The 24378-nt window shown below is 44.8% G+C and carries 20 protein-coding genes and 1 pseudogene; 8 read left to right on the top strand and 13 right to left on the bottom strand.

Annotated elements, in window-relative coordinates:
• Window positions 1–59: 59 nt before the first annotated feature.
• Window positions 60–1112 carry a hypothetical protein gene (locus EP13_RS13320; protein WP_044057713.1) on the bottom strand — a complete coding sequence of 351 codons (1053 nt, stop codon included), beginning with the start codon at window positions 1110–1112 and terminating at the stop codon, window positions 60–62.
• 287 nt (window positions 1113–1399) lie between these two features.
• Between EP13_RS13320 and gtfA the strand changes: the two genes are divergently transcribed.
• From gtfA to EP13_RS13305, 3 genes are all read left to right on the top strand, one after another.
• A complete protein-coding gene (gene gtfA, locus EP13_RS13315) occupies window positions 1400–2881 on the top strand; it encodes a sucrose phosphorylase (RefSeq protein WP_044057712.1) in 1482 nt (493 codons plus the stop codon).
• A gap of 244 nt (window positions 2882–3125) precedes the next feature.
• Window positions 3126–3746, top strand: coding sequence for a DUF6515 family protein (locus tag EP13_RS13310; RefSeq protein WP_052364405.1), 621 nt, complete (start codon window positions 3126–3128; stop codon window positions 3744–3746).
• Window positions 3747–3931: 185 nt separating this feature from the next.
• Entirely contained in the window at window positions 3932–4846 is a 915-nt protein-coding gene (locus EP13_RS13305; protein WP_052364404.1) for a dienelactone hydrolase family protein, read from the top strand.
• A gap of 74 nt (window positions 4847–4920) precedes the next feature.
• Here the strand turns inward: EP13_RS13305 and EP13_RS13300 are convergent, their stop codons facing one another.
• Window positions 4921–5934, bottom strand: coding sequence for a CobW family GTP-binding protein (locus tag EP13_RS13300; RefSeq protein ID WP_044057711.1), 1014 nt, complete (start codon window positions 5932–5934; stop codon window positions 4921–4923).
• 74 nt (window positions 5935–6008) lie between these two features.
• Window positions 6009–6890 (bottom strand): LysR family transcriptional regulator, encoded by an 882-nt coding sequence (locus tag EP13_RS13295; protein ID WP_044057710.1) that lies wholly within the window; start codon window positions 6888–6890, stop codon window positions 6009–6011.
• Between the two features lie 111 nt (window positions 6891–7001).
• On the opposite strand from EP13_RS13295, the gene EP13_RS13290 reads away from it, so the two are divergent.
• Window positions 7002–7739, top strand: coding sequence for an SDR family oxidoreductase (locus EP13_RS13290; RefSeq protein ID WP_044057709.1), 738 nt, complete (start codon window positions 7002–7004; stop codon window positions 7737–7739).
• Here the strand turns inward: EP13_RS13290 and EP13_RS13285 are convergent.
• The 4 genes and pseudogenes from EP13_RS13285 to EP13_RS13270 form a co-directional block, all read right to left on the bottom strand.
• On the bottom strand, window positions 7736–8299 hold the full coding sequence (locus tag EP13_RS13285; protein ID WP_052364403.1) for a DUF4136 domain-containing protein: 564 nt from the start codon (window positions 8297–8299) through the stop codon (window positions 7736–7738). The genes EP13_RS13290 and EP13_RS13285 overlap by 4 nt on opposite strands.
• A 78-nt stretch (window positions 8300–8377) precedes the next feature.
• Window positions 8378–8581 carry a hypothetical protein gene (locus tag EP13_RS13280; RefSeq protein WP_044057708.1) on the bottom strand — a complete coding sequence of 68 codons (204 nt, stop codon included), beginning with the start codon at window positions 8579–8581 and terminating at the stop codon, window positions 8378–8380.
• 56 nt (window positions 8582–8637) lie between these two features.
• A complete protein-coding gene (locus EP13_RS13275; RefSeq protein WP_044057707.1) occupies window positions 8638–8892 on the bottom strand; it encodes a hypothetical protein in 255 nt (84 codons plus the stop codon).
• Window positions 8893–8985: 93 nt separating this feature from the next.
• Window positions 8986–9474: pseudogene (locus EP13_RS13270) on the bottom strand (cupin domain-containing protein); the annotation flags it as partial.
• Window positions 9475–9798: 324 nt separating this feature from the next.
• Here EP13_RS13270 and EP13_RS13265 point away from each other — a divergent pair.
• Window positions 9799–10884, top strand: coding sequence for a serine hydrolase domain-containing protein (locus EP13_RS13265; RefSeq protein ID WP_044057705.1), 1086 nt, complete (start codon window positions 9799–9801; stop codon window positions 10882–10884).
• Between the two features lie 3 nt (window positions 10885–10887).
• Here the strand turns inward: EP13_RS13265 and EP13_RS13260 are convergent, their stop codons facing one another.
• Together EP13_RS13260 and EP13_RS13255 are read right to left on the bottom strand one after the other, a co-directional pair.
• Window positions 10888–12900 carry a GGDEF domain-containing protein gene (locus EP13_RS13260; protein ID WP_052364402.1) on the bottom strand — a complete coding sequence of 671 codons (2013 nt, stop codon included), beginning with the start codon at window positions 12898–12900 and terminating at the stop codon, window positions 10888–10890.
• Window positions 12901–13014: 114 nt separating this feature from the next.
• A complete protein-coding gene (locus tag EP13_RS13255; protein ID WP_044057704.1) occupies window positions 13015–14988 on the bottom strand; it encodes a class I adenylate cyclase in 1974 nt (657 codons plus the stop codon).
• Between the two features lie 243 nt (window positions 14989–15231).
• Here EP13_RS13255 and EP13_RS13250 point away from each other — a divergent pair, with 243 nt between their 5' ends.
• A complete protein-coding gene (locus EP13_RS13250; RefSeq protein ID WP_044057703.1) occupies window positions 15232–15888 on the top strand; it encodes an NAD(P)H-dependent oxidoreductase in 657 nt (218 codons plus the stop codon).
• Window positions 15889–15945: 57 nt separating this feature from the next.
• Here EP13_RS13250 and EP13_RS13245 read toward each other — a convergent pair whose 3' ends face one another.
• Genes EP13_RS13245 through EP13_RS13235 form a run of 3 tightly spaced genes read right to left on the bottom strand, consistent with a single transcriptional unit; the run spans window position 15946 to window position 19692 of the window.
• Window positions 15946–18168: a xanthine dehydrogenase family protein molybdopterin-binding subunit gene (locus tag EP13_RS13245; RefSeq protein ID WP_044057702.1), complete on the bottom strand. Its 2223-nt coding sequence runs from the start codon at window positions 18166–18168 to the stop codon at window positions 15946–15948.
• Window positions 18158–19180 carry an FAD binding domain-containing protein gene (locus tag EP13_RS13240; protein ID WP_044057701.1) on the bottom strand — a complete coding sequence of 341 codons (1023 nt, stop codon included), beginning with the start codon at window positions 19178–19180 and terminating at the stop codon, window positions 18158–18160. The genes EP13_RS13245 and EP13_RS13240 overlap by 11 nt, the downstream gene beginning before the upstream one ends.
• Window positions 19180–19692, bottom strand: coding sequence for a (2Fe-2S)-binding protein (locus tag EP13_RS13235; protein WP_044058984.1), 513 nt, complete (start codon window positions 19690–19692; stop codon window positions 19180–19182). Before EP13_RS13235 ends, EP13_RS13240 begins: the two co-directional genes overlap by 1 nt.
• Window positions 19693–19936: 244 nt before the next feature.
• Here EP13_RS13235 and EP13_RS13230 point away from each other — a divergent pair, with 244 nt between their 5' ends.
• Both EP13_RS13230 and gloA read left to right on the top strand, forming a co-directional pair.
• Window positions 19937–20566 carry a YehS family protein gene (locus EP13_RS13230; protein WP_044057700.1) on the top strand — a complete coding sequence of 210 codons (630 nt, stop codon included), beginning with the start codon at window positions 19937–19939 and terminating at the stop codon, window positions 20564–20566.
• Window positions 20567–20632: 66 nt separating this feature from the next.
• Complete coding sequence (gene gloA / locus EP13_RS13225) at window positions 20633–21184, top strand: lactoylglutathione lyase (RefSeq protein ID WP_044057699.1); 552 nt, start codon at window positions 20633–20635, stop codon at window positions 21182–21184.
• A gap of 64 nt (window positions 21185–21248) precedes the next feature.
• Here the strand turns inward: gloA and EP13_RS13220 are convergent, their stop codons facing one another.
• Entirely contained in the window at window positions 21249–24362 is a 3114-nt protein-coding gene (locus EP13_RS13220; protein WP_044057698.1) for a DUF748 domain-containing protein, read from the bottom strand.
• Between the last annotated feature and the right edge of the window lie 16 nt (window positions 24363–24378).

Genomic DNA, 24378 nt, shown 5'->3' with positions numbered 1-24378 from the left:
GGGCGCGCTCGTGCCCCTGAATGATTATTTTCAGTATTCAAGTACCACTTGCTCACTCGTTAATTAAGCAGTGCTGCTAATCTTGCTGCCCACGTATGGTTTTTCTCAATTTCGTTCACCGTTGACTTTCGGTGCTCGAGAGGCACGTCAGTTTGCACCTTATTACTTGGATAAACCGCAGGTAAACCTTTCAGCATTTGACGTTGGTTAACATTGGCGTCAAACAAAATCGGCGTGCCTTTAGCTAGCGGGTAAACCATTCGCTCGTGTAGCGCGAATTCGAACCCTGGTGAGTTATGAACCACAAAGCTGGCGTTAGCCATTTTTTCAAGCATGTCTTTGTACGGTACTTCGTCATGATAACGGTGGAATGGGTAAGCTTGCTGGTATTGTTTTACATTTCTACCATAAACATCTAAAACGATATTTTTTTCGGTGTAAGATGCAAGAATTCTCTCTCGAGCGAGTGCACGTATGTATAAATCAGCTTCGCAGGTTATTTTGTAAATAGCTTCATTGAGCTGTGCTCTTGCAGGCTGGTTGCCATTGGGTAACACCCCTATCGCCATTAAAAATTCATTGATGCTTCCCACGGCGGTAACCACTGGCTTCAACTGGTCCCACACGCCAATTTCCTGTAGCTTTTTCTGTGCGTTATCTTTATTGATATGGCTTGCAGGAAATAAAATCTCCCCCGATTTTGCTTCATTTAATGACTCGGCTGAGGCGATATCTGCCCTAGAGACGGCATGAAAGAAGTCGCGTGCGGGAATATTAAGAAGCTGAGCGAACGCGGTATGTTCTTTTGCAACGCATAGAAGCTCGAAACCTTTGTATTGCTGGAGGTGAGGCAAGATAAGAAGAGGGTGGTCGACGGCAAGCGCATAGGCTTTTCCGAACGTTAATGCGGTATCGAGGCCAGACCCATTAATACATAGACTAAACTTAACGTCTTTCTTCGATATTTGGTTCAATAATTTAGCTGCGGTTACGCCATCATCAACGGGAAGGACTAAACAGGTTTCTCCCATTGTCTCAAGGTCGTGCTTAATACCTTCGCTGAAATGGGAAAGTACGCCATATTGATTGACCACGCCAAAAATTAATATCATAAAACATCCTTGTGGGGTGTTGAGTAATAAAGTTCTGTAGCATTATAGACTTGCATGATGAAGAGTGTATCGACTGATCGTTTTCTTTCATGAATTTTCTTCAGTGACCAATGAAATTTTAAAGGGTAGCTAAGGAAGAGTTAAAACAAGTTATTTACATTTGAACTGATGATTGCTATTTTACTCCCGCAAACTTAATCGATTAAGTTTGTGTTGGTAAAGGTAAAGATACGGCGTTTCTTAAAAGCCTAAAGGCGCCACGTTTACCGTATTTTGGAGAAATTTTCATGTCTATACGCAACGGCGTTCAATTAATCACCTATGCCGATAGGTTAGGTGATGGCAATATAGAAAGCCTTAACGGCCTTCTTAACGGTAAGCTTAGTGGCCTATTTACGGGTGTTCACATTCTGCCGTTTTACTATCCTTACGACGGCGAAGATGCTGGTTTTGACCCTATTGATCACACCATTGTGGATGAGCGTTTAGGCGATTGGAATCACATTAAGTCGATAGGCGAGTCAAAAAATATTATGGCCGATCTCATCGTCAATCACATGTCGGCACAAAGCGCTCAGTTTAAAGACGTGCTAGCTCATGGGCGTGAGTCAGAGTTTTGGCCGCTTTTCCTGACTAAACAAGATGTTTTTACCAGTGATGATGACGCTGAAACCGCGGCGCAGATCGCGCAAGTTTTTAGACCTCGCCCCACTCCGTTTTTCAGCGACTATGAAGTAGCCGGAAAAGAGATGGTGCCCTTTTGGACAACGTTTACATCTAACCAAATTGATATAGACGTAGAGTCAGATTTAGGCAAAGCGTATCTTTCTTCTATTCTTACTTCGTTCACGCAAAGCAATGTAGATTTAATCCGCTTAGATGCTGCGGGTTATGCCATTAAGCGCGCCGGATCGAATTGCTTTATGTTAGAAGAAACCTTCGAATTTATCGAGTCGCTTAGCACTCGTGCCAGAGGCATGGGAATGCAATGTTTGGTTGAAATACATAGTCACTACCAAACACAAATTGATATTGCCGCACGTTGCGACAGTGTTTATGACTTTGCGCTACCACCATTAGTGCTGCATACGTTATTTACTAAAGATGCGAGTGCGCTAGCGCATTGGTTATCCATTTCCCCACGCAATTGTTTCACTGTGCTAGATACTCACGATGGCATAGGTATAGTTGATGTCGGGGCAAGTGGCGATAAGCCGGGTTTGTTAAACAACGACGAAATAAACAATTTAGTTGAGCAAATTCACATTAATTCGCAAGGGGAGTCGAGAAAGGCTACCGGCGCAGCCGCTAACAATGTGGATTTGTATCAAGTTAATTGCACCTACTATGATGCCTTGGGGCAGAACGATCTTGAATATCTAGTAGCCAGAGCTATCCAGTTCTTTAGCCCAGGTATACCTCAGGTGTATTATGGCGGATTGCTCGCTGCGGCAAATGACATGTCATTACTCGCTAGAACCAATGTTGGTCGAGATATTAATCGTCCCTACCTATCCAGTAGCGATGTAGACGAAGCCTTTGAAAAGCCAGTGGTGCAAGGGTTGATGACGTTGATAAAACTAAGAAATGATTCATCAGCCTTTGACGGTGAATTTCGTGTTTCTTATACGCACAATCTACTTGAGCTTGTTTGGATAAATGGCGAGGCGTCAGCACAATTGGCAGTAGACTTTGCCGATTTTGATGCCGTTATTCGTATGGTGAGCGCGGAAGAAACCACCGCCTTTTCGCTATCTTCACTGCTTTAACAGTAAAAATGTTATTCTAAAAAAGAACGCCTCCGTACTGAAGTACGTGGGGCGTTTTTCAGTCGTTTATTCAAATCACTGCTATTCTCTCGTTTTTATTCAGTAAATTTACGAAACTTATACCTACTTTTCCGTATTCTTGACGAATTTTTTCTTCGCGGATGACTCAAAGTCACTATCACATTCAATCGTCTAATTTGTTTTATTTCGATGTGAGCTTTCAATTTTTGGCAAGGAAATTATTATGAATTTACGATTATTATCGGTATCGGCCCTGTGTGTCACCTTAATGGCTGGATGTGCTCATTCTCCGCGGGGTGGGCATGTCAGAGTTAGTGGGCATGGTGGCGGCGTGGCTGCGGTTGCCGTGGGTATTGGTATAGGGGCATTGGTGGCAAATGTCATTAGCCGGCCCAAATATGAAGTAGGCCACAAGCCAGCCGAGGTTCCGCGTGACGCGAGAGATATTCATTTTCACGGTGCCACTTACCGTTATCATGACGGGGTTTATTATCGAAAAATGGAGGGGGCTTTTCACGTTGTTCGCCCGCCACTGGGGATAAGAGTGCATACCCTTCCTCCTAAACCTGACGTAATAGTGATCGATGGTGAAACTTATTACGTGGCCGAAGGGGTTTATTACTATAAATCCGGTGACAATTACATTGTGGTGGATGAACCAAAAGTAAGCGCCCCTCGGCGTCACACAACGTATGTTTCAGGCCAGTTTTACAGTGATTTACCTAGCCAGGCAAAGCCGGTGAAAATAAATGGTATTCAGTATTTTACCTATGAAGGTTTGTTCTTTTTACCCCAACCAGTAAATGGCAGTGTGCGCTATTTGGTTGTAGAACTTAACGATTAAAGTCGTTTAAATAGGCTCGTTAAGGTGCGCGCCCTTAAGAAAAAGGGGGCGTTTCATCTTGTTTAATTGATTATCTGCGCGTTTTATAGGTAGTGTTAAATTGCTGGTATAGCCGTTTGTTGGGTTGCCCCTTGTGGCAATCGTTGAGAATGTAACCCTACCCCAAAATAAAACGCAGGTTGATTATGACGAAAGCAAAAAATGAAGCAGCAGAGTCTCGCATTCCCATTCCTCAAGAGGCCTTTGATTGGTACGACGAATACGCCCATGGTGATATCGATAGGCGAACCTTTTTAACGCGTATTGCGTCGCTTTCCATTGCGGGATTGTCTGTTGGGGTCATTGGAAACGCCCTTCTCCCTGATTATGCTAAAGCCGAGCAGGTGTCGTTTAACGACCCTGCTATTAAGGCGACCTATGAAGAATTTGCGTCGCCAGAAGGCCATGGTACAGGGGGAGGGTATTTGGTGATACCCAGCTCCCTTAGTGCAGACCAAAAAGCGCCTGCCGTACTTGTTGTGCATGAAAATAGAGGTTTGAACCCTTACATAAAAGATGTTGCTCGCCGATTAGCTTCTCAAGGTTTTATTGCCTTTGCCCCCGATGCTTTATTTCCACTTGGCGGCTATCCAGGTAATGATGATGATGGCCGAGCAATGCAGCGAAGCTTAGACAAACAAAAAATTGAAAATGACTTTATAGCTGCTGCTCGTTGGCTTCATTCTCATGATCAAACCACAAATAAACTGGGTGTGGTGGGATTTTGTTTTGGTGGATACATCAGTAATTTTCTTGCTGCCACATTGCCAGACGTCATTAGCGCCGCAGTGCCTTTTTATGGCACACCGGCAAAGGGTGAGTTGCAGGCTCGGGTTAAAGGGCCTCTTTTGCTGCACTTCGGTGAAAAGGACAAGCGTGTGAACGCGACGTGGCCAGAATATGAAAAGGTTTTGAAGGACAATGGTGCAGAATACTCAGCCCATGTTTATGCACAGGCTCAGCATGGGTTTCATAACGACTCAACTAGCCGCTATAGCCCGAAAGATGCTGAATTAGCATGGCAGCGTACCCTTGCATTTTTCAACAGCCATTTACGCTAAAATACACGCTTCGCCGAGAACGTTTCAGGCTTGCTTCACGTTCCCGGTCAGGAGTTAGAAAACAATTTTAGTGCTTAAGAAAAGGTATCATCCAAACAATCAAGAAGCTGTTGGTCCCATTGCTCATCGAGTTGGTTATGAATTAGTTCTATTCTGCTTTCTAACGTATCGTTCAGTTCTTTTTCGGTAAGCTTGTCATCGGCGAGGTTATAGCCAAATATACCCTCGCTAGTGATAACCACTGCTTTCAGTCGTGTTGCTCTGATTGATTTTATCCAAGTAATTATCGCCTGACGACTAAACACATTTACTGGGGAAAAACGCCAGCCGATTGATTCGAACCCTTCTCCCTGATTTTTAACCGACAACCTACCATTTTCAGGCAGTGCTACATTGTCAGCTAGCTGAGGGTACCCATGAGCGTCATCGTGTGAATGATCATGTTTGCGTCGATTCTTAACCATATTGAGTTGGTCAGATGCTCCAGAAAGCCTATCGATATTTAAACGGCCATTATCGGTAAAAATGACCGGCAAATGTGCGTGATTGCGTGTAGAAAGGTAGTCTAAAAGCGCCTGATGATCACTTTCTTGATATAAGTCTTGTTTATTGCCAACGACAATATCGGCAATGTCAATTTGTTGATTGAAAGTGGCGTGATTCGTGTAGCGAGGATCACTTAGCTTGCGGGCATCAATGAGCGTAATAGTCTTTTGTATATGAAGTACATCACGGTAATGAGGTTGATCTAACGTTTCTAGTACCTCAATAGGGTGGCCCAGGCCTGTGGGTTCAATGAGTAATCTATGGGGTTTGGCTCTTGCCAATAATTGGTTGAGCGCTATCTGCATGGGTAGACCTGCCGCACAACACATACATCCCCCTGGAACTTCTTTTATAAATACCTGCTGATCTTCTTTAAGAAAGCCTTGCACCAGACTGCCATCAATACCTACCTCACCAAATTCATTAATTAAAATAGCCCAGCGTTCGTGTTTTGGCTTTTGCGCCAGTAAATCTAAAATGGTTGAAGTTTTACCTACGCCTAAAAAGCCAGTAATAATGTTCGTGGGAACGGCTGCAATCATCTAATTATCTGATAGTCACTTAAGTAATAAATGTTATAATATAACATTTATTGTATTCAGCCAATAAAAGCAGGCTAGATGATACTTTCGAGCCACTCAATAAATACGTTTACACGGGCGCTGTATTTCCTGTTTTGTGGGTACAACAATGTAAGGGGGGAAGGGGATGGGGGGACATGAGTCAAAAGAGTGACTAACCTTCCTTCCTTTAGATGGGCTTCGATATGATAACGAGGCACTTGTACAATGCCCATACCTTGCAATGCTAGAGCAACTAACGACTCTGCTGAATTTACAGATATCGATCTGGGTATGCTCAACTCTCTTATAGTGCCATTATCTTCACAAAATTCTAAGGGCATAGGGGCACTCTGATCTGAGGCATAGAATCCGATCATTTTGTGTGTATGCAGATCGTCAATACAACAAGGCAAACCTGCTTTTTTTAGGTAGCTGGGCGAAGCTACGGTCACTTCTTCGAGTTGGCAAAGAGGCTTGGCAACCAAATGCTCGTCGGCGAGTCGACCGACCCTTAACACACAATCTATACCTTCGCTTACAATATCCCTTAGCGCATCGCTTTCACTTATGAACAACTTAATGTCTGGGTACTTTTCAGTGAAGGTGTGAATTTGGGGTAGTAGGAAATGCCTAGCAATCGTGCCATGGGTATCTACCCGCAATAATCCTTGGGGAGTGGAGGTAGAAAAACCGTGCTCCGCTTCTTCCACGTCATTAATTATGCTTATACATCTGTGGTAGAAGGTTTCTCCATCAATGGTGGGGGAAACACGTCGAGTTGTTCTTTCTAACAGCACCACGCCTAAACGTTTCTCCATCGCCTTAATCACCTCAGTTACGGTGGACGCTGGAATATTCAAGTCGAGGGACGCTAGTTTAAAGCTCCGTCGTTCAAATACGCGAGTATACACCCGCATAGCCTCTATTCTATCCATTATTATTCTTAAATCCTGAATAATGAAGTCAATATTTACGTAATTGTTAGCTCGATGCTAAATGATAGAGTGGCCTGTATCAATGTTCATCACCCTTTTAAGGAGCATTTAATGACACAAAAAACGAAAGTAGCACTAGTAACGGGAGCGTCTCGTGGCATTGGGGCAGAAATAGCTAAGCGTCTTGCATCAGAAGGATTTTACACGGTGGTGAATTACGCCAATAGCGCTGGAGCCGCAGATAAAGTTGTGGAAGAAATAAAGGCTGCAGGGGGGCAAGCTCAGGCCTATCAGGTAGATGTTAGCAATGCAAAGCAGGTAAATAGAATGTTTGCTGATGTAAAGGCATCTCTGGGTAGTATTGATGTGTTGATCAATAATGCAGGAGTGATGAAACTTAACGCTTTAAGTGATGCCAAAGATGAGGACATCGACGCTCAACTAAACGTGAATTTAAAAGGTACGATCAATACCCTAAGAGAAGCATCGGTACACCTATCCTCAGGCGGGCGAGTCATTAATCTGTCATCCAGTGTAATAGGGCTAAAACTGGAGCGTTATGCTGTTTATGCCGCTACAAAAGCGGCAGTGGAAGTAATGACTGGGATCCTCGCAAAAGAGATGCGGGGTAAGCAAATTACCGTTAACGCGGTGGCACCTGGTCCAACTGAAACCGAATTGTTCTTGCAGGACAAGTCTGAAGAAATGGTGACAAAACTGGCCAATATGAGCCCAATGGAACGTTTAGGACAGCCTAGTGATATTGCCTCTGTGGTCGCATTTTTAGCCAGCGAGCAGGGTGCTTGGGTCAACGGTCAAACCATAAGAGCAAACGGTGGGGTGGTTTAGCCCTTCGCCGGGTAGGTTGCAAGTAGCGCCTCCACCAGTTGCTCAAGCTTTTGCTGCACGCTGATGCTGTCTTTAGACTCTAATTCAGCACTGCCTGCAGCGCTGTATATAAATTCGTTGTTGTGCACCATATCAATTTGTAAGTTTTGATATTGGGTGACCTGTTCGCCCACGGGTAGGCTAAAAATACTGCCTAAAGATAAGCCACCAGAGCGGCCAAAAATGCCCGTGCCTAGCCCTAAATTTACTCGTGTGCCATTTTCTTTTGATGCGGTAGAAGGGAAAAAGCCAACAATAATGTCTGCGTCCTCTTCTGATGACGGCGTTAACCCTTTCGATTGCAGAGTGCGGGTAATGGCGTTAGCCACCTGATTTTCTATCACTTCGTTGATAGCATTTAATGGGGGCGTTACATAAAACGTATTGAGAGCGGCAAAGTTCTGCGACTCACTTATATTAATTTCAGGTTTGTTGCTGGCACAGCCAGCTAGCGCAACACAAAAAAGAATCGTATAGGCGGCATGTTTGAATACCGTGAATGTTGGATGATTAATTTGCATCGAGCGCTAATGTCGTAATGAATAATGTGTTTAAACGAAGTGACCCAGTGAAAGGGATCGCTTTTTAGGTTGGGCTAATTATTCTTTACGAAATACCTTTAACTTAATGGCGATTTGCGTGCACACAAAACCCACAAGCAATATTACCGCGATGATCATGCTTATTTCAGCCAACTCTCCCATTTCCCAGTTCGCTTTAATAGCGCGAATAAAGGCAATGCTTAGGAAAATGATAGATAGCGCGTAAATGACATAACTTAAAACAGCTTTAATATTCGGCATGAAAAAAATCCTTTGTTTAGGAAAGGAGCGAAAGCTCCTCAACCTATTTCGTTATTTTAATGAGAAAGAGACGGCGTGGAAGAACCTACATTCGTCGTTCTTTCAGACATTTTGTCACCTATTGTGCTACCTGCGTAACCTAGGCCACCGGAAAGTGCGCCTAAGCCTATAGCCGCCGGGCCGCCTCTAAGGCCGCTAATAGCGCCGGCGAGCAAAGATGCGCCAAGTCCAGCCAAACTAAAGTCTCCCCAGCAGTGTTCAGCACATCCGCCCGAGACTCGTTCAATGTCGTTTAACATCAGTTGTTTCATTTTACATTCCTTATGTTTTCCCCCTAATTGGGACACCAAAATTAACCTGAAATGAAAAGGAAAACAGCTGTATCAAAGGACAGTTATTGGTCATTAGCGGGTGAGCTTTTTGATTACGTCGGCATGCTGTGGAAACGCTGACAACATGGCACTTCTTTTCCCTAACTGCATATCTGTGTATTCAAACCCCGGCGCAACCGCTTCACCGATGAGCCCGTATCCATAGAGCCCTTTTTGTGGAATCACCGATGCTTTCCAAGTTCCCCCTTTTACCACCATTTGCAGTTTGTGACCTTGAGTTGGGTCAGGCCCTAAAATATGGGTTTCTAGGCTACCGTCCTCGTTTATCAAATAATAGGTAATGGGGTCACCCATATGAAAATAATGCATGATGTCTGACTGGTTCATATGAAAATGGCCAATGGGAGATTCGCCTGTAAGCAAATAATAGATAGATGTCATCGTCACCCTGTCACCATGACTGGTGGATAACATGGGGCGATGATCGGCCTTAAATGTTTGCTTAAAATAACCACCTTCTACATGGCCTTCTAGTTCCAATGCGTTTATAAGCTGATTAGCGGTTAGCATTCTGGAGGAATGGCTGCCTTTCACTTTGATTGGTTCGCCAGCGGTTTTGAAATAAGGTGTCGAATTTTGACACCCCGTTAAAACCACACTGAAAGCAAATAGAGGCAGAAAAGTAAGACATTTAGGAGAACATTTGAACACTGTGAGATCCTTAGCGATTCGCGATAAAATTTAGCATACCCAGTTCCCGCATTTTTACCAATCCTTTGCGCTTACAATTTCTTACGTATTAGCGCATGCACGTGGTGATGTTTGCTTGTATGTTAGACGTGAAGTCAATTTAGGTGCTTTAATAAACAACACAAGATGCTGCATATGGACAAAAAAAAGCGGAAAAAATACCTCACACTGATCATGCCTCTAATTGGTATTGCCATTGGGGTGATAATAGCGCCTCTTGATCTTCTGCCGCTATGGCTTTCCCCTCAACCTAACACCATAGAAAAAGCATTAGAAGAAGGTATAAACGCTGATATTGATGGCATCTTGCTGTACGTTGAAACAAGCGATAAGCCACCAAGTATTTATAGCGCAGGCGTCAATAATAAAATGGCTGGCTCATCCTTACAGGCTGATACTTTGTTCAAAATCGCCAGCATTAGCAAAATGTTTATGGCAGTAAGCATTGTTAAATTAGTGGATAATCAAAGCCTCTCTCTCGATGATACATTAGCCACCTTATTGCCTCAACGAAGTCAGATTATCAACAATGCGGATAGTATTACTCTCAGCATGTTGGTGCAGCACACAAGTGGTATTCCAGATTTTGTTAATCAACAAGGGCATCATTGGTTTGAGCCAGCCTCGCAGGCCAGTGATTATTTTGCCTTGGTTGCCAATAAGCCGCCGTTGTTCTCACCAGGTGAAGATTATCGCTATTCCAATACCAACTACCTGCTGCTGGGTGAAATTATGGATCGAGCGCTTGGGTATCATCATAGCCGTTTTATTCAACAGCATATTCTTGCCCCGCTTTCACTTTCCGATACCTACTATTCTTTATCTGAAGTAGATAATGACGCCGTGGCGAGTGGTTATTGGTATGGCTACCAAGATGATCTCAAGTCATTAAACTTCGTGGCACCCGGTGGGTCTATGATTGCTAGCGCAGGCGATGTCGCTACGTTCATAAGGGCGCTAAACAAAGGGGCGTTACTATCTCCCAGTGAGCAACAGCTTTATGAACGGCTCTATCCTTTAGAACATGATGGTTGGTTACCTGGCTATCACAGTAAAGCAAGATACTATGCAGATATAGATACCGTAGTGGTGCAATTTACCAATACCACAGGCGGTGAGACATGGGGGCTTGCTAATGTGGTTGGCGGGAAAGCAACCGCCATGGCTAACATCGTGTTTGAACGTGCCGTGAATGTGGTTGAGCGAGAATCGCAGCAATAATCTTTATGGGGCTATTTCGTTCCAACTGGTAACAGAATTCCGACCTTTGTGCTTGGAATGAAATAGCGCAGTATCAGCCTGTTCAATAAGTTCCGATGGCGTGTTAGCGGTAAACGCCATTGATGAAACGCCAATACTACACGTCACCTCTATGTCGTCATGTTTGTATGTGCTTACTTTGTTTTTGATAGTATGAGCAATATCAATTGCACTGTTAATGGTTGATGTGGGTAAAACAATACAAAATTCTTCACCGCCGTAGCGCGTAACAATACCCGTGTCATCAACGGTGTGGGTTAAAATAGCGGCAATCTCTTCCAGTACCTTGTCACCGGCGGTATGGCCATACGTGTCGTTAATTGCCTTAAAGTGGTCAATATCCACCATGATTAGGCTGTAATTTTCAGCCAAGGGAGGATTGGCAAAGTCTTCGTTAAGGTAATCGAATAAATAGCGTCTATTATAGCAACGGGTCAACGGGTCTTGGGTGGCCAGTTTATCAAGCTCAGCATTGCGCTTCTTTGCAGCGCTAAAGCTGCGAAAAATAAAGGCACTAAACAATAAACACACCGCAAGCATAAGTGCCAGCGCTAAACTTGCGTATTTGTTCTTGGTTAATTCAAGCTCGGCAATGGTTTTTCTCTGGTTCGCAATTTCAACTTCATCACTTTTCTTGTCTAATTCTAGCTGTGATAGCTTCGCGTCTTCTCGCAGATCGTTAAGTTCCATCTCAAGGGTTCGGGAATACAAAGAGGCGTTAGACAGCGCCATTTGCTTGGCGATTTCTTCATCTTTTAAGATCGTGAGCATTTGAATTTCTTTTTCAGCATACGCCAGCGAGCCAGCAATGTTGCCTCGCTTTTTGTCTGCTTTTCTAAGTGCACGATAGCTGTAAAGTAAGTAGGCGGTGTCGTTAATTTCTGCTGCTAATTGTTGGGCTCTTAACAGTAAGGGCACGGCCGAGGCTGCCGATTGGTTTATCAACAATTCACCAAGATGCACAAGTGACTTGGTTTGATTTAACTTATTGCCCGATGCTTCTGCATAGTTAAGTGATTCTTCATAACGGGCTTTAGCGAGTTTCGGCTGCCCACTGTCACGGTATATATCTGCAATAATGCGCGTCGTCAATGACAGCTTTTCTACTTCATTTTCAGCCTTGTAAATATCATAAGCACGTTGGGCAAAATTCAACGCCGTTGAATAATCGGAACTGTGCCATTTTGAAACGCCCATTTCTCGTAAGGCTGTGGCCAGTGTTCTGGGTTCTAATTTATCTTTGGGCAACCCTATGGTGGTGAGATAAAAGCGCTCAGCGTTGTCGAATTGCATCAGTCTGGTGTAAACCAGGCCCATTTCATTGGCTGCTTTCGCAATACGGTTTGGCGCGTTAACACGTTTGAAATACTGATACGCCTTGTACGCATGTTCAAGTGATGCATCATAGCGACCTATGTGCCGGTATATGATGGCTGCGCCCATGAACGCCTTCGCTTCCCCTTCAGGATCATCAATTTCGCTGTGAATACGCAAGCTCAACATAGAGCATTGGAGTGCTTTTTCAAGTTCGTTAATATAACGCTCCGCCTCCGCTAACGTATTGAGGGTGCGAGCCATATATTTCTTGTCGTTTAATGCAGTGAAGATAGCCAGTGCTTTTCGATAGTAGACGACGGTTTCTGTTCTTTCTTTTAGGCGCTTATAAGACTGTGCAACATTGGTATAGGTAGTACCAAGCAAACGTTGATCGGTTTTTTTACTCGATTGGGCAAGGATAGATGCTGCGTGTAGATAAGCTGAAATGGCCAGGGAGAATTGCTTAGTATCGTAATAGCCGTCTGCAGAGGCTAACCAATTTTCAACGTCCTCTTGCTGAACGTCAGACAAAGACAATGCGCTTTCTGCCGAGATAGCAGAGAGAGAACCCGAAGGGGCAGGGAGCGCACTTACCGCCTTAGCATTGGCAAAGACTGTAACAGAAAGCACGAATAACGAATCACGTAACCGATTTTGCATCAAACCTCAATTGTCTTAAAAGATATCCATTTCACGATGACAGCAATCTGCAATAAAGACCATAAGGTCACCTTTACTACAAAAATAGCGCAATAATGAGCGAAAAACTGTGTACTACTGCAATAAAGTAAACGACATAGCATGGTTTTCGATGAACTCTCCATGGATGCGCGAGTGTTGATTCCCTCTTGGGATATACACAAAGCAGGCCGCTGGGTTGTTTATATCTTGCATGTCTAACCATAAGGCATCGAGGCTTTCTTCACCATGACACACAAAAGTTTCACCCCAAGATGTACTATAGATCATAGAGATATCTTCAACATTCGCCTTTTGTCTAAGTGTGGGGAAATTGACAATAACCATGCAGCTAATAATGCGCTCTGGTGCCAGTAATTGATTGCGGGTAAGTGCCGATACCTTGACGGGGGGAAAATGCTTACACAAATGCTTCAGCAAATCATTGAGGTCTAATTCGCTAATTTCACCTGAGTTGTAATCTAAAAGCACCTGAGTGCGACTATCAATAATACGGCTAGATACACACCAGGCGATTAAAGAAATTGCATTGTCAGCTTGAGATATTTTCTGATCTTCATCCACAATACCACTTTTGCTTAACTGATCTCCGGCATAAACTCGCCAAATTTGTTCCCCATTTTTGCGTTGTTTTAGGGAAACCGTCACACGATCACAATAGGACTCGGCGTCGAATGCGCGTCTGAGGAAATCTATTTTGTTGGCCTTTTTACTGTAAAAAGTACTAAGTCTGCGGCCTAATACTGTCATGTCTTTGACGTCCATTACTTGTTGCTCTGGCGTCAGTTGGGCAGAAATGCGGCGATAACACTTTAGTAAAAAACGGTGAATCTGGCGGCTGAACTGTAGCTTTTGATGGAAACTCCAACTATGTTGATTATCCAAATAATGAAGATCTGAACGGGTCCATCCCCAGGCTTTCGCGTAGGCCGTTATTATCTTGCGTTTAAAGTTGGGCTTTTGTCCTTGCGGTAAGGGTTCGCTAAGCTTAGCACCACATTTTAGGTAAAAGCACTGCTGTAAAAGCAAAACGTCTTCTTTCTGCCCCTGACTTTTGTAGTGGCTAATGAGCTGATCGAACATTAACCCGTAAGGGTCGATGATGGCCACACTTCCTGGCGCTTCAGCCCCCCTATGAACATGCTTTTTAAGTACGTTACACAAGGGCTGACCGAGTTCAATATTCGCAAGGTAAACTTCTAATTTAGCTATCTTAAGCAAAGACTTAAATGGTGAATCCATGGCTTTACTTAGCTGCCAGATAGTGGCACCAAAAAGCTCACTTGCGTCTAACCGGTCGATGTGGCCTAAATCCATAAACCAGTTAATGTCTGGCGAGCCCCCTTTTTCCAAGGTGCTATACAAGCCTTGATATTGTTTGTGGGTGGCTTTTTCAGGGGTAAGCCACCAAAAAGGCGCTTTTCCCGCCACCACGATATTGGTGTTATAAAATTCCGCTTTTAAGAATATTGCTTGCGCTGAACCGGCGCTTTCACCGTCGGCTATGCCAAAGTTGTTTTGCCGTACGTGGTCAATTTGCGACAAGAAAAAATGCACTTCAACCTTGTATTCATGCTCCGCCCATTGTTCTATTAGGGTTAGCTTTTGCTGTAATTTCTCGAGTTGCGCCTCAGAAAAATCTTGCCCATTCACACATACCCAGTAATCAAAATCTGAATGCTCTGTTTGCGCAATTGTGCCAATACTTCCCATTAATATAAGCGCTTCAATAGACCTCTGTCGTGGCCAAATTTCTTTAATGTTGGTAAAGAGGTGACGCTGTTCAGGAAAGCAGGTAATGAGTGCAGAGGCTATATCTTCACGAAAGGTGTAATTGTTGATACCCATGGGAATAGCGTCCCCATCCACGTAACCAGGTAAGTCAGGATGATTAACATGCAATAAAAAAGGGAGCACATTGAACAGCGGTTGATGTGCTTTGGGCATGAGCGTAATGGCTCGTTCAATTCGAGCTTTGTTATATCTGAGCACCCGCAATAAGCGAATAGTCAGGTTTTGTTGAATTGATAGCGACTGTGGCGCTGTCATTGCTGCCCATATATTTGCTTAGGTAGGGGACAAGAATAGCGCGAATTGGGTAAGCCTGCCTCTTATTTTTCCTCATTAAGATGTTGGATTTATAGTTGTGGGGTATCTAATCTTTTAACTCAAGCCGTTATTATCAAAAAAATATGTAAACTCATTCAAAGGCTTTGGGGCTTATCAATAACCGACCTTGGCTTTACACTTCTTCGCACATTTCGCAGTTACACTCATCAATAGGAGTTCATTGTGTCTCATCAGATTATTAGTGATTTACATACCCGTTACACAGCAAAAAAGTACGACAGTAACAAACGTATTTCAGCCGAAGATATGGCGATTATTACTGAAGCCTTACGCCTATCAGCGTCATCAATAAACTCTCAACCTTGGAAGTTTGTCATCGTAGAAAGTGATGAAGCAAAACAGCGCCTTCACGATACGTTTGCTAATAAGCATCAGTTTAACCAATTGCACGCGAAAGAAGCGTCACACACCGTGTTGCTTGCTTATGACCCTGCCTTTACCAAAGACAAGTTTGTCAAGCGTGTTGATGCAGAGGTTGCCTCTGGCCATTTGCCAGAGTCAATGCGTGACTCTTTTATGGGGGCCTATGCATTTGCCGAAGCAAACACAGATGAACAAGGTAACAATGGAAGTTGGACAAAAGCACAAGTGTACTTAGCATTAGGTAACTTATTGCATACACTTGCCCGATTAGGCATTGCTTCCACGCCGATGGAAGGCGTGGACGCGGATCTCATTGGTGAGTTGTTCAGCAAGGAGCTAGACGGTCATATTTGCGAAGTGGCTGTTGCCATGGGCTATCCAGACCAAGAGCAAGACTGGAACTATGGTTTGCCGAAAGCTCGCTTACCTAAAGAAGATGTGGTTGAGGTGGTGTAATCACTACACTAGACACACGAGTTATGTGATGTCACGCCCCATTCCAAAAAGGCGTCGTTAAGACGCCTTCTTATTTAGCCCTTCAAGCACTTTATCCAACGTTATTGGGAAGTCTCGTACACGCACGCCAGTGGCATCGAAAATAGCATTTGCAATAGCGGCACCTGCTCCTGTAATACCCAGCTCTCCAATGCCCTTAGCGCCTACCGGTGATGCTTCAAAGTCGGGTGAGTCGATAAAGTCTACTGTGACCTCAGCAATGTCTCTATTTACCGCAATGTGGTATTCGCCAAAGTCAGGGTTAACAAAGCTGGCGGAATCGGTATGATGATGAATGGCTTCAGTAAGCGCGTAACCGGCGCCCCATACCATGCCGCCTTTAATTTGGGATTTGGCGGTTTTTTCATTCAGTATTCTTCCTGCCGAGAACATGCCGTACTGTCGCTTTAAGCGTACTTCTGCGGTGAGGGTGTCTACCTCCACTTCAACAAAATGCGCACCGCAAGAATATTGCTCATCATCGCTGGTATCTTCATCACTTACAGCCCCAAGTTCGCTGATAGGAAACTTTGTGCTATCAATAAGGCTAATAAGCGGAGTTTCCTGTATTTTTTCCGAATTCGATTGCCTTACACAAAGGCCCTTATCGGTCACCAATAACTGGGCATCTCGATAATCTTCTGGCAACAGGGATAAAAGTGAAGACTTGACTGCCTCACAGGCTTTAAGTACGGCGGAACCGGTACTTGCCGCGCCGAAAGAGCCGCCAGAACCGCAAGAGGCTGGTGACTGACTATCGCCGAGATTGACGGTGACATTGTCTACTGAGGTGTTAAAAGCGTCTGCGGCTATTTGCGCCAAAATAGTATAAGTTCCCGTGCCTATGTCGGTCATATCTGTTGTGACGGTAATCATACCGTTTTCATCAATAGCAACATTGGCTGAGCTTTGAACTAGCACATTCATTCTCATGGCACTCGCTACGCCATGGCCTATGACTTTCCCTGGTTTGGCGTTGCTCTTCTGTTGCCACCCGAAAATATCAGCTCCGCGTTGTAGGCAGCTTTCAAGTTTGTGACTGGTAAATCGACTGCCATTGACAGGGTGCACTTTTGGCATATTATTTAAGCGAAATGTTAGTGGGTCAATGTTAGCCTTGTGCGCCAATTCGTCGATGGCGGATTCGAACGCTAATGACCCAATGGCATCTCCCGGTGAGCGGGTAGAATCGATAAGCGGAGTATCTGCGCTTTTTACCCTGTGAGTGCTATTAATGTAGTTCGCATGGTAGGTAACTCTTGCGCCCGCCCCAGTGGCTTCTGCGAAGGTATATCCTTTCGCTTTTGGCATTGCACTGTGATGGGCAATGCTAGTGAGGTATCCTTGATTATTGCAGCTTAACTGCATGCGCTGAAAGCTATGACCACGGTGTGGTGTATTATAGAATACATGGCGCCGGCTAAGTGCTACTTTCACCGGGCGCTTAAGATACCGCGCACCGATGCAAGCTAGTATCGCATCGTAGTGTAAACCTAATTTAGAACCAAAGCCGCCGCCGATAAAGGGGCTTTTTACATGAATGTTGTCTTCGTCCATTTCTAGGGTGGTTGCCAGCGCTTGTACTGCTGAGGCAACAATTTGTACGCTGGGGTAAACCGTTAATTTATCTCCATCAAAGTGGGCAATGGTGGCGTGAGGTTCCATTGCTGCAGAAATTTGTGATGGCGTGGTGTATTGCATATCGACATTAATATCTGTCGCGCTTTGTGTTGGCGCAACACCACTTTCCACATCGGGCTCAAATCCACCGTCTAGTGATTCAGGCACCTCAGTTGCTTGGTCTGGCGCCAGTAACAACTGAGCAGGTTGTGCATCAATATTGAATGCTACCAGGCTTGCTGCATATCTCGCTTGTTCTAAAGTGTGAGCAAGCACTAGCGCCACAGGCATGCCGTAATGGCGAATATGGGAATCCTTAAGCACCGCACGGCTTTGGGTGAATCGGCCTTCATCATCGGGTTGACTGAACGCTTTTAGGGGGCCGGCGTTTGTGTGGGTTAACACAGCTTGTACGCCTTCAGCTTTTTCTGCTTTTGAGGTGTCTAAATGAGTAATTTCACCCACCGCAGATGTGGAAGCTACTAAGAAGCCGACAAGGGGCGTTTGTGGCATAGCGTGAGTGTGTTCAGCGGCGTAACGCGCTTGCCCTGTTACCTTTAATACACCATCAACTCGATTGATAGGATCGCCTATAGAATTAGCGGAATGATTAGTTTTCATATAGAGCTCCTTCGTGCTGAGGGTAGGTGCGTTGATGCTGGGCGAGGGCACGTAATACTTTGTGTAAGGTGTTGCGTAAAAGCGGTGGCTTAAAGTTGTTACTGCCGTAAACTTGCGCAGACGCGAGTTCAGCGTCCAGTGCTTTTTCAATATTGGCGTCTGTGAGTTCCGTCCCCACCAAAGCATTAATCGTTGTTTCTGGATACCAAGGCACCGTACCAACGCCGCCGAATCCTAATGTGAGGGCGCTAACTTTGTTGTCTTTCATCACCAGGCCTGCGGCTACTGACACTAACGCGAAAGCATACGATGAACGATCACGCACCTTATGGTAATACTGAGAACCAACCGCTTGCTTGGGCAGAATAACCGCGGTGATCAGCTCGCCTTCTTTTAAGTTATTTTCAATATGGGGTGTGTTCCCCGGCGTACAGTAGAAGTGGCGTAATGGAAGGGTTCTTTTTTCGCCATTTGGAGCAACAAGTGCGAGCTTAGCGCCCAGCGCTATCATGGCGACGGCCATGTCTGAGGGGTGGGTGGCAATGCACTTATCGCTGGTGCCAAAAATAGCGTGTATTCTATTTTCACTATTCACGGCGGTACAACCTGTGCCTGGTTCACGCTTATTGCACGGTTTTGCCGTATCGTAAAAGTAGTAACAACGGGTGCGTTGCAAAAGGTTTCCAGCTGTGGTCGCACGGTTTCTAAGCTGAACGGTGGCGCCACTCAATAGTGCTTGCGACAGTAAAGATAGGCCTGGGGTGGTGCTGGCAAAGTTGGCCAGCTGAGTATTGGTGACCATTGCGCCTATGCGGAAATGCTCGTCATGTTCAACAATGCGTGTTTCGTCTTGCCAGTCACTTAAGTTCACCAGCGTAGAGGGCGTTTCAACCTGTAATTTCATTAAATCGATAAGGTTAGTGCCCCCAGCGATAAAACGAGAGTTTTTTGCCCCAGAGTTGCTGTCTAGCTCTGATGTGTTGTGTAGATGAGTTAACGTAAATGGCAGCATTATTGTGGCTCCAAAGCGATAACGTCTTCTATCGCATCAACAATATTGGGGTAGGCACCACACCGGCATAAATTACCGCTCATGCGTTCGCTAATGTCTTCTCGCGGGCTATAGTCTTCACTAAAGGTAACGGCGCTCGGCGCGTTGTCGGCTAACTCTTTTTGCAGCGCAACTGATGAGCAAATTTGCCCCGACGTGCAATAGCCACATTGAAATGCGTCACGGTTTACAAACGCCCGTTGTAGCGGGTGAAGTTCATCATTCTTGGCTATACCTTCAATGGTGGTTATCGACTTGCCTGTAAGTTGAAAGGCAAAGACCAAACAAGCGTTAATCCTTTCATCATCAACTAATACGGTACATGCGCCACATTGTCCATGATCGCAGCCTTTTTTGGTGCCGAATAAAGCAAGGTTTTGATGAAGAAAATCAAGCAAGGTAGTGCGAGGGTCGGTAGGTAGCGCATAGGGCGTACCATTAATTGTGACGGTTGGTCCCGTATCTATAGACATAATGCAATCCTTTTCCATGTAGTCAGCCTTCCACTGCGTCATACGCCTTAAATCTATCTTAGCGGGGCTGACGGTAGGCATGTGGGTTCATAGCTGCGTACGGGAGGAAAAGGAGATTGGTTTAGCTACTTTGCGAAGATTTTACTCGCGTGATGGCGTGTACGTAGCGAGAAAGCGCAATCTGCGGTAAAATAGACGGATTACCCTTACGGTATGCACCCCCAGTTAATAAAGGCTTTCACCAATGCTCCATAACGATGTGTTACGTCGTCTTCGATACGCACTTGCAATAAATGACACCGCCGCCATCAGTATTTTTAAGTTGGCTGATTATGACATGGACATGGCGTACCTCCATGCCATCATGAAAAAAGAGGAAGAAGAAGGATATTTACCCTGCAGGGATAAAATTATTACCCTATTTCTCGATGGTTTAATTATTAAAAATAGAGGAAAGCAAGAAGGGCAGAAGCCCGGAGAGCTGGCCGCTAATGCAAGGTTGAGTAACAACGATTTGTTACGCAAAATTCGAATTGCAATGCGTTATAAAGATGAAGACATTATTGCCATTTTAAATTTGGCTCAATTTCGAATGAGCAAAAGTGAACTCTCGGCCTTATTTCGAAAGCCAGACCATCGAAACTACAAACCTGCTGGTGACCAAGTTGTTCGTAACTTGCTACAGGGAATGGTGAAAAAGTATCGAAGCGGTGGAAAAGGGGCAAGCACATCAAGCGTTGTAGCATCTCACTCTCCTGCCACGAAATCACAGCGTACAGCACAAGGTAAAAACGAAGGGACAGCGCGTAAAAAAGAAAATACGGCGCCGAAAAAGACCGATTCGCCATCGAATTCCGTATGGGGGAAAGTGTAATTCAACGGGTTTTCTTTCGAAACTCATTTTCCATAACGTGACTAGCGATAAAATAAGGAGTATGTAATGAGCCGGCATTTTGACCAAGCCGAAGGTTTGTGTGAAGAAAAAGATGAGGCTACAAAAGGGTTTGTGTTTAATCAAACCATGCTGCGTATTGCTGAACCAAAGCGTTCTCTCGATTTTTATACCCGGGTAATGGGCATGACATTACTAAAGCGCCTCGATTTTGAGGAAATGCAATTTAGTTTATACTTTCTAGCGGCAGGTGAAGACTTTTCCGATATTAGTGCAAACATTGAAAAGCGCACCGAGCAAACTTTCGCTCGTCCAGCCATGTTGGAGCTTACTCACAATTGGGGTGATAGTGCAGATACCGTTGATTACCATAGTGGTAATAGCGAACCAAAAGGCTTTGGTCATATTGGTTTTCATGTACCTGACGCAGAAGCGGCATGTGAACGCTTTAGCGAAATGGGTGTGCCGTTTCAAAAAGGGTTGAATGATGGCAGCATGAAAGGCATCGCGTTTATCAAAGATCCTGATGGTTACTGGATTGAAATATTTGATGCCAGTAAAGTCGCAGACACTTGCGCCCCACATTTAAAGAAGGCTTAGCCTCGTAAGGGCGTTGCTAAGCAACGCCCTTGTTTAACTGTTTGTTGAACGTTATCGCTTTATTTTAATTGGCCTCAAGCGTTAATTCCACGCCACTGTATTCGCTTTGCAAATGATGTTGGCTGTTCAGTAAAAACACCCGTGTCGTTTCCAGGCCGCCAGTATTCACCAAGTAACCTTTCACCGCCTTTGCCCGTGACTCCGCAAGGTTCGCAAGTTCAGCCTCGGTAATCGTCACTTTATTTCTTAGTGTGTTATACATGGTGATATTCAACACTCGTTGCACGCTTTCCTCGCTAGGTATATAAGGGAGGGCTGCTTCATTCCCCTCCTCTTGAGCTTTTTCTTGTTGTAATGTAGACAAGATATGTTGACGTTCCTGTTGAATGTCACTATTGAATGTTTCGCTGTATAGCGCAGTGAGTGCATCTGTAATTTCGCCGCTAAGCGGTACCGAGCTGGCGGTTAAATCCGCTGGCAGAGTCGACAGATTCGTACGTGCTAATATAGCTTGTTTAACCATAGATTCTGCTAGCGCAGTGGCGTCGCTAACCGCATCGACAGTACCTTCGATATTCACCCTCAATCGAGGCCGCGATTTTAGTGCTTTAGTAAGCGTATCTAAGGTGTCTTCACCTTGCTCGCTAATGTTAGAACTGCCCGGAGCAAAGGCAATGTGGTCGAGTTCCTCGTCGCTGCCCACCAAATTAGCTAATAAGCTAAATGGAGCGGTTACCGCTTTAGTGATCAAGTTGCCAAGGGCGTTGAGAATAATTGAGCCAAAGCCAAATGTGGGACTGTCTAAATCTCCCGATACTTCTAGTCCTAAGTCAATCACGCCTTGGCTATCTTCTAGAAGTGCGATGGCCAGTCCTAACGGGAGACTTAGGGCTTGATCTGAATCGGATTTTTGCCCTAGCGTGAGCTGGTCAATCACCACATGGTTATTCCCTTGGAGTTGATTGTGGTTAAGGGTGTATTCTACATCAAGTGATAAGAGCCCTTTATCTATGTAGTGCCCCATATAGGTGCCAGAGTAGGGGTTGACAGAGGTTAGCTCAGCGCCATCTACAGAGAATAGAAGGTCTAGAAAGATATCTTCTTTTAGTGGGTTAATCTGCCCTTTTAGTTGCACCGGTGCATAGCCATCAATTTTACCTTCTATATTGACGTTTGCTGCGCTATCACTGCGTGAATCTAAGTTATCGACGTAACCATTTAACCTGTCTATTTTTGAGGCAAAACGTGGCGTTAAAGAATGGTCAGCAAAGTAAGCACTACCTTCCTTAATGCCTACATGGTTGACCATTATGGCCATTGCGTCCTTGTTTTGTGTCGTGGGCGCTTGCGCTTTAGTTATCGCATTTTCATTTGCAGAATGCGTGGTTTGCGGAACAAGCAATGCACTGATATTCGTGGCTTTATTTTCATCAATAACCATGCGAGCGTAGGGGCTGTCGAAAATAACATCGTTAATGGTTAACCCGTTTTCTTTGGCGCTATAGTGAATGTCAGATAATGACAATGACTGCCATTTCAATAAAGGAGATTGCGTGTTATCGAGTACATTCAGTGACCTAATATCAGCGTTGGCGTGAAGGTCTATCTGGCCGTCAGCGCTGGCCTTAAAAGCGAGCGTGGACGAAAATGCGCCATCTTCAATGGTGATGCGTGCATATCTTTCTGCGTATTGTTGGAATTGGTCTAACTCAAAATGATGGAGTTCTGCACATCCTTTCACGGATTGCGTGGTGGCGTCGACACTACCTACACTACTAAAGGTGCCTTTTGTTCTTTCACTACTAGCACCTTCTGCGCTATTGCTTGCTGAAACAGCGGTGTAAAAAGAGTAATCGATAGGATTGGCGAGTGTTGAAGAAACGGGCCCCGTTTCTAATGATAATTGGCTAAGGTGCCAAAAGGTATTGTCGTTAAATTGACGCTCTTGAAGTTGAAGACTCCCTTGTATGAAAGAAAAGGTTGATAACTCTACTCGCCAATCAGAGGCGGTATCGTCGGAAGAGTCTGAGGTAGCTGCAGAAGGGCTATTCTGCTGTGCACTATCATCGTTGGTGGGAGCTAAATGAGGTGAAAATAGCCGCTGTAAATTGAGCCCTTTATCGTCATATACGCCCTTTACGGTTAACCCTTCAATGCCAATATGTTCAATGTCTACCTGTTGGATAAGGCTGTTGATACGCATATTTTCAAGCTTTAAAACCGGAAGGTTAACCAGCGCTTCGTCTTGGTAAGAAAAAACAATGTCATTAAGGCTTAATTCACCTTCGTTTAAATGAAACGCAAAGGTGTCTGTGAGGGCTTCAAATTTGGCGATAAAGTCAAGGTTTAGGGTACCTTGATCCAGTTTGGCTGAAATGGCATTGTCGGAAAGCGGCCATAAGGGGGCTAAGGCAATATTCGACAAGGATATTTGCGTGGTGGCGACAAGCGGCGCAAGTTGAAAATCACCCCGCATCGACACATGACCCTGTTCCGCAGTAGTGATATCAAAGGCATATCGATTGTCTTGTTGCGTTTGAGATTCAGTGGCTATCGTTGCACGTGTATCGATATCATTAAGCACTAATTCTAGCTGTGGGTAGTCAAGTTTTGCGCCCGTGATTTGGTCAGTAAATAATGCATGTCCCTGCTGCAACTGAAATTTTGCAATCCTTAGATGGGGAATGTCGCCCACACTTTCCTCGTCTGTGACCTCGTTGCTCTGAGCATTTGATGCCGCCAGTGTTGTAAGAATATCGCTGATATTCAACTGCGTGTTGGCTTTGTCGGCGCGGTTGTCTAACCGTGCAAGGTGAACATAAGGGGCATTAATGTCTATCGATTCTAGGGTCGGCGTCAGCGTAATAAGCGAGCGTAAAAAGGCAACATCAAGGGCAAAACTTTCTACCGTGAAAAAGGGCGTTTTTCCATTTTGTTCGAAGATTGTGAATTGGGAAAGCTCGGCGTTGAGTAAAAACGGATTAATACTAACGTCGTTAAGTTCAACCTGTCTGCCTAACACGTCTGCAGCCACGTTAGGCAGTTTTGCTTTTAGCACAGCAGGTATGACAGCGCCTAGAATAATGGCGTAACACAGATAGGCGGTTGCTAAGTAAGAAGTAATTCGAAACCATTTAGGTTGACGACTAAACGCAAGCTGAGCATTTTTAAAAGACATAAATGTACTATCTGTG

Source organism: Alteromonas australica (assembly GCF_000730385.1).
GTDB classification, from domain to species: Bacteria; Pseudomonadota; Gammaproteobacteria; order Enterobacterales; family Alteromonadaceae; genus Alteromonas; species Alteromonas australica.
The sequence above is the reverse complement of the archived record's forward strand: the minus strand, read 5'-3'. Positions and strand labels throughout refer to the sequence as shown.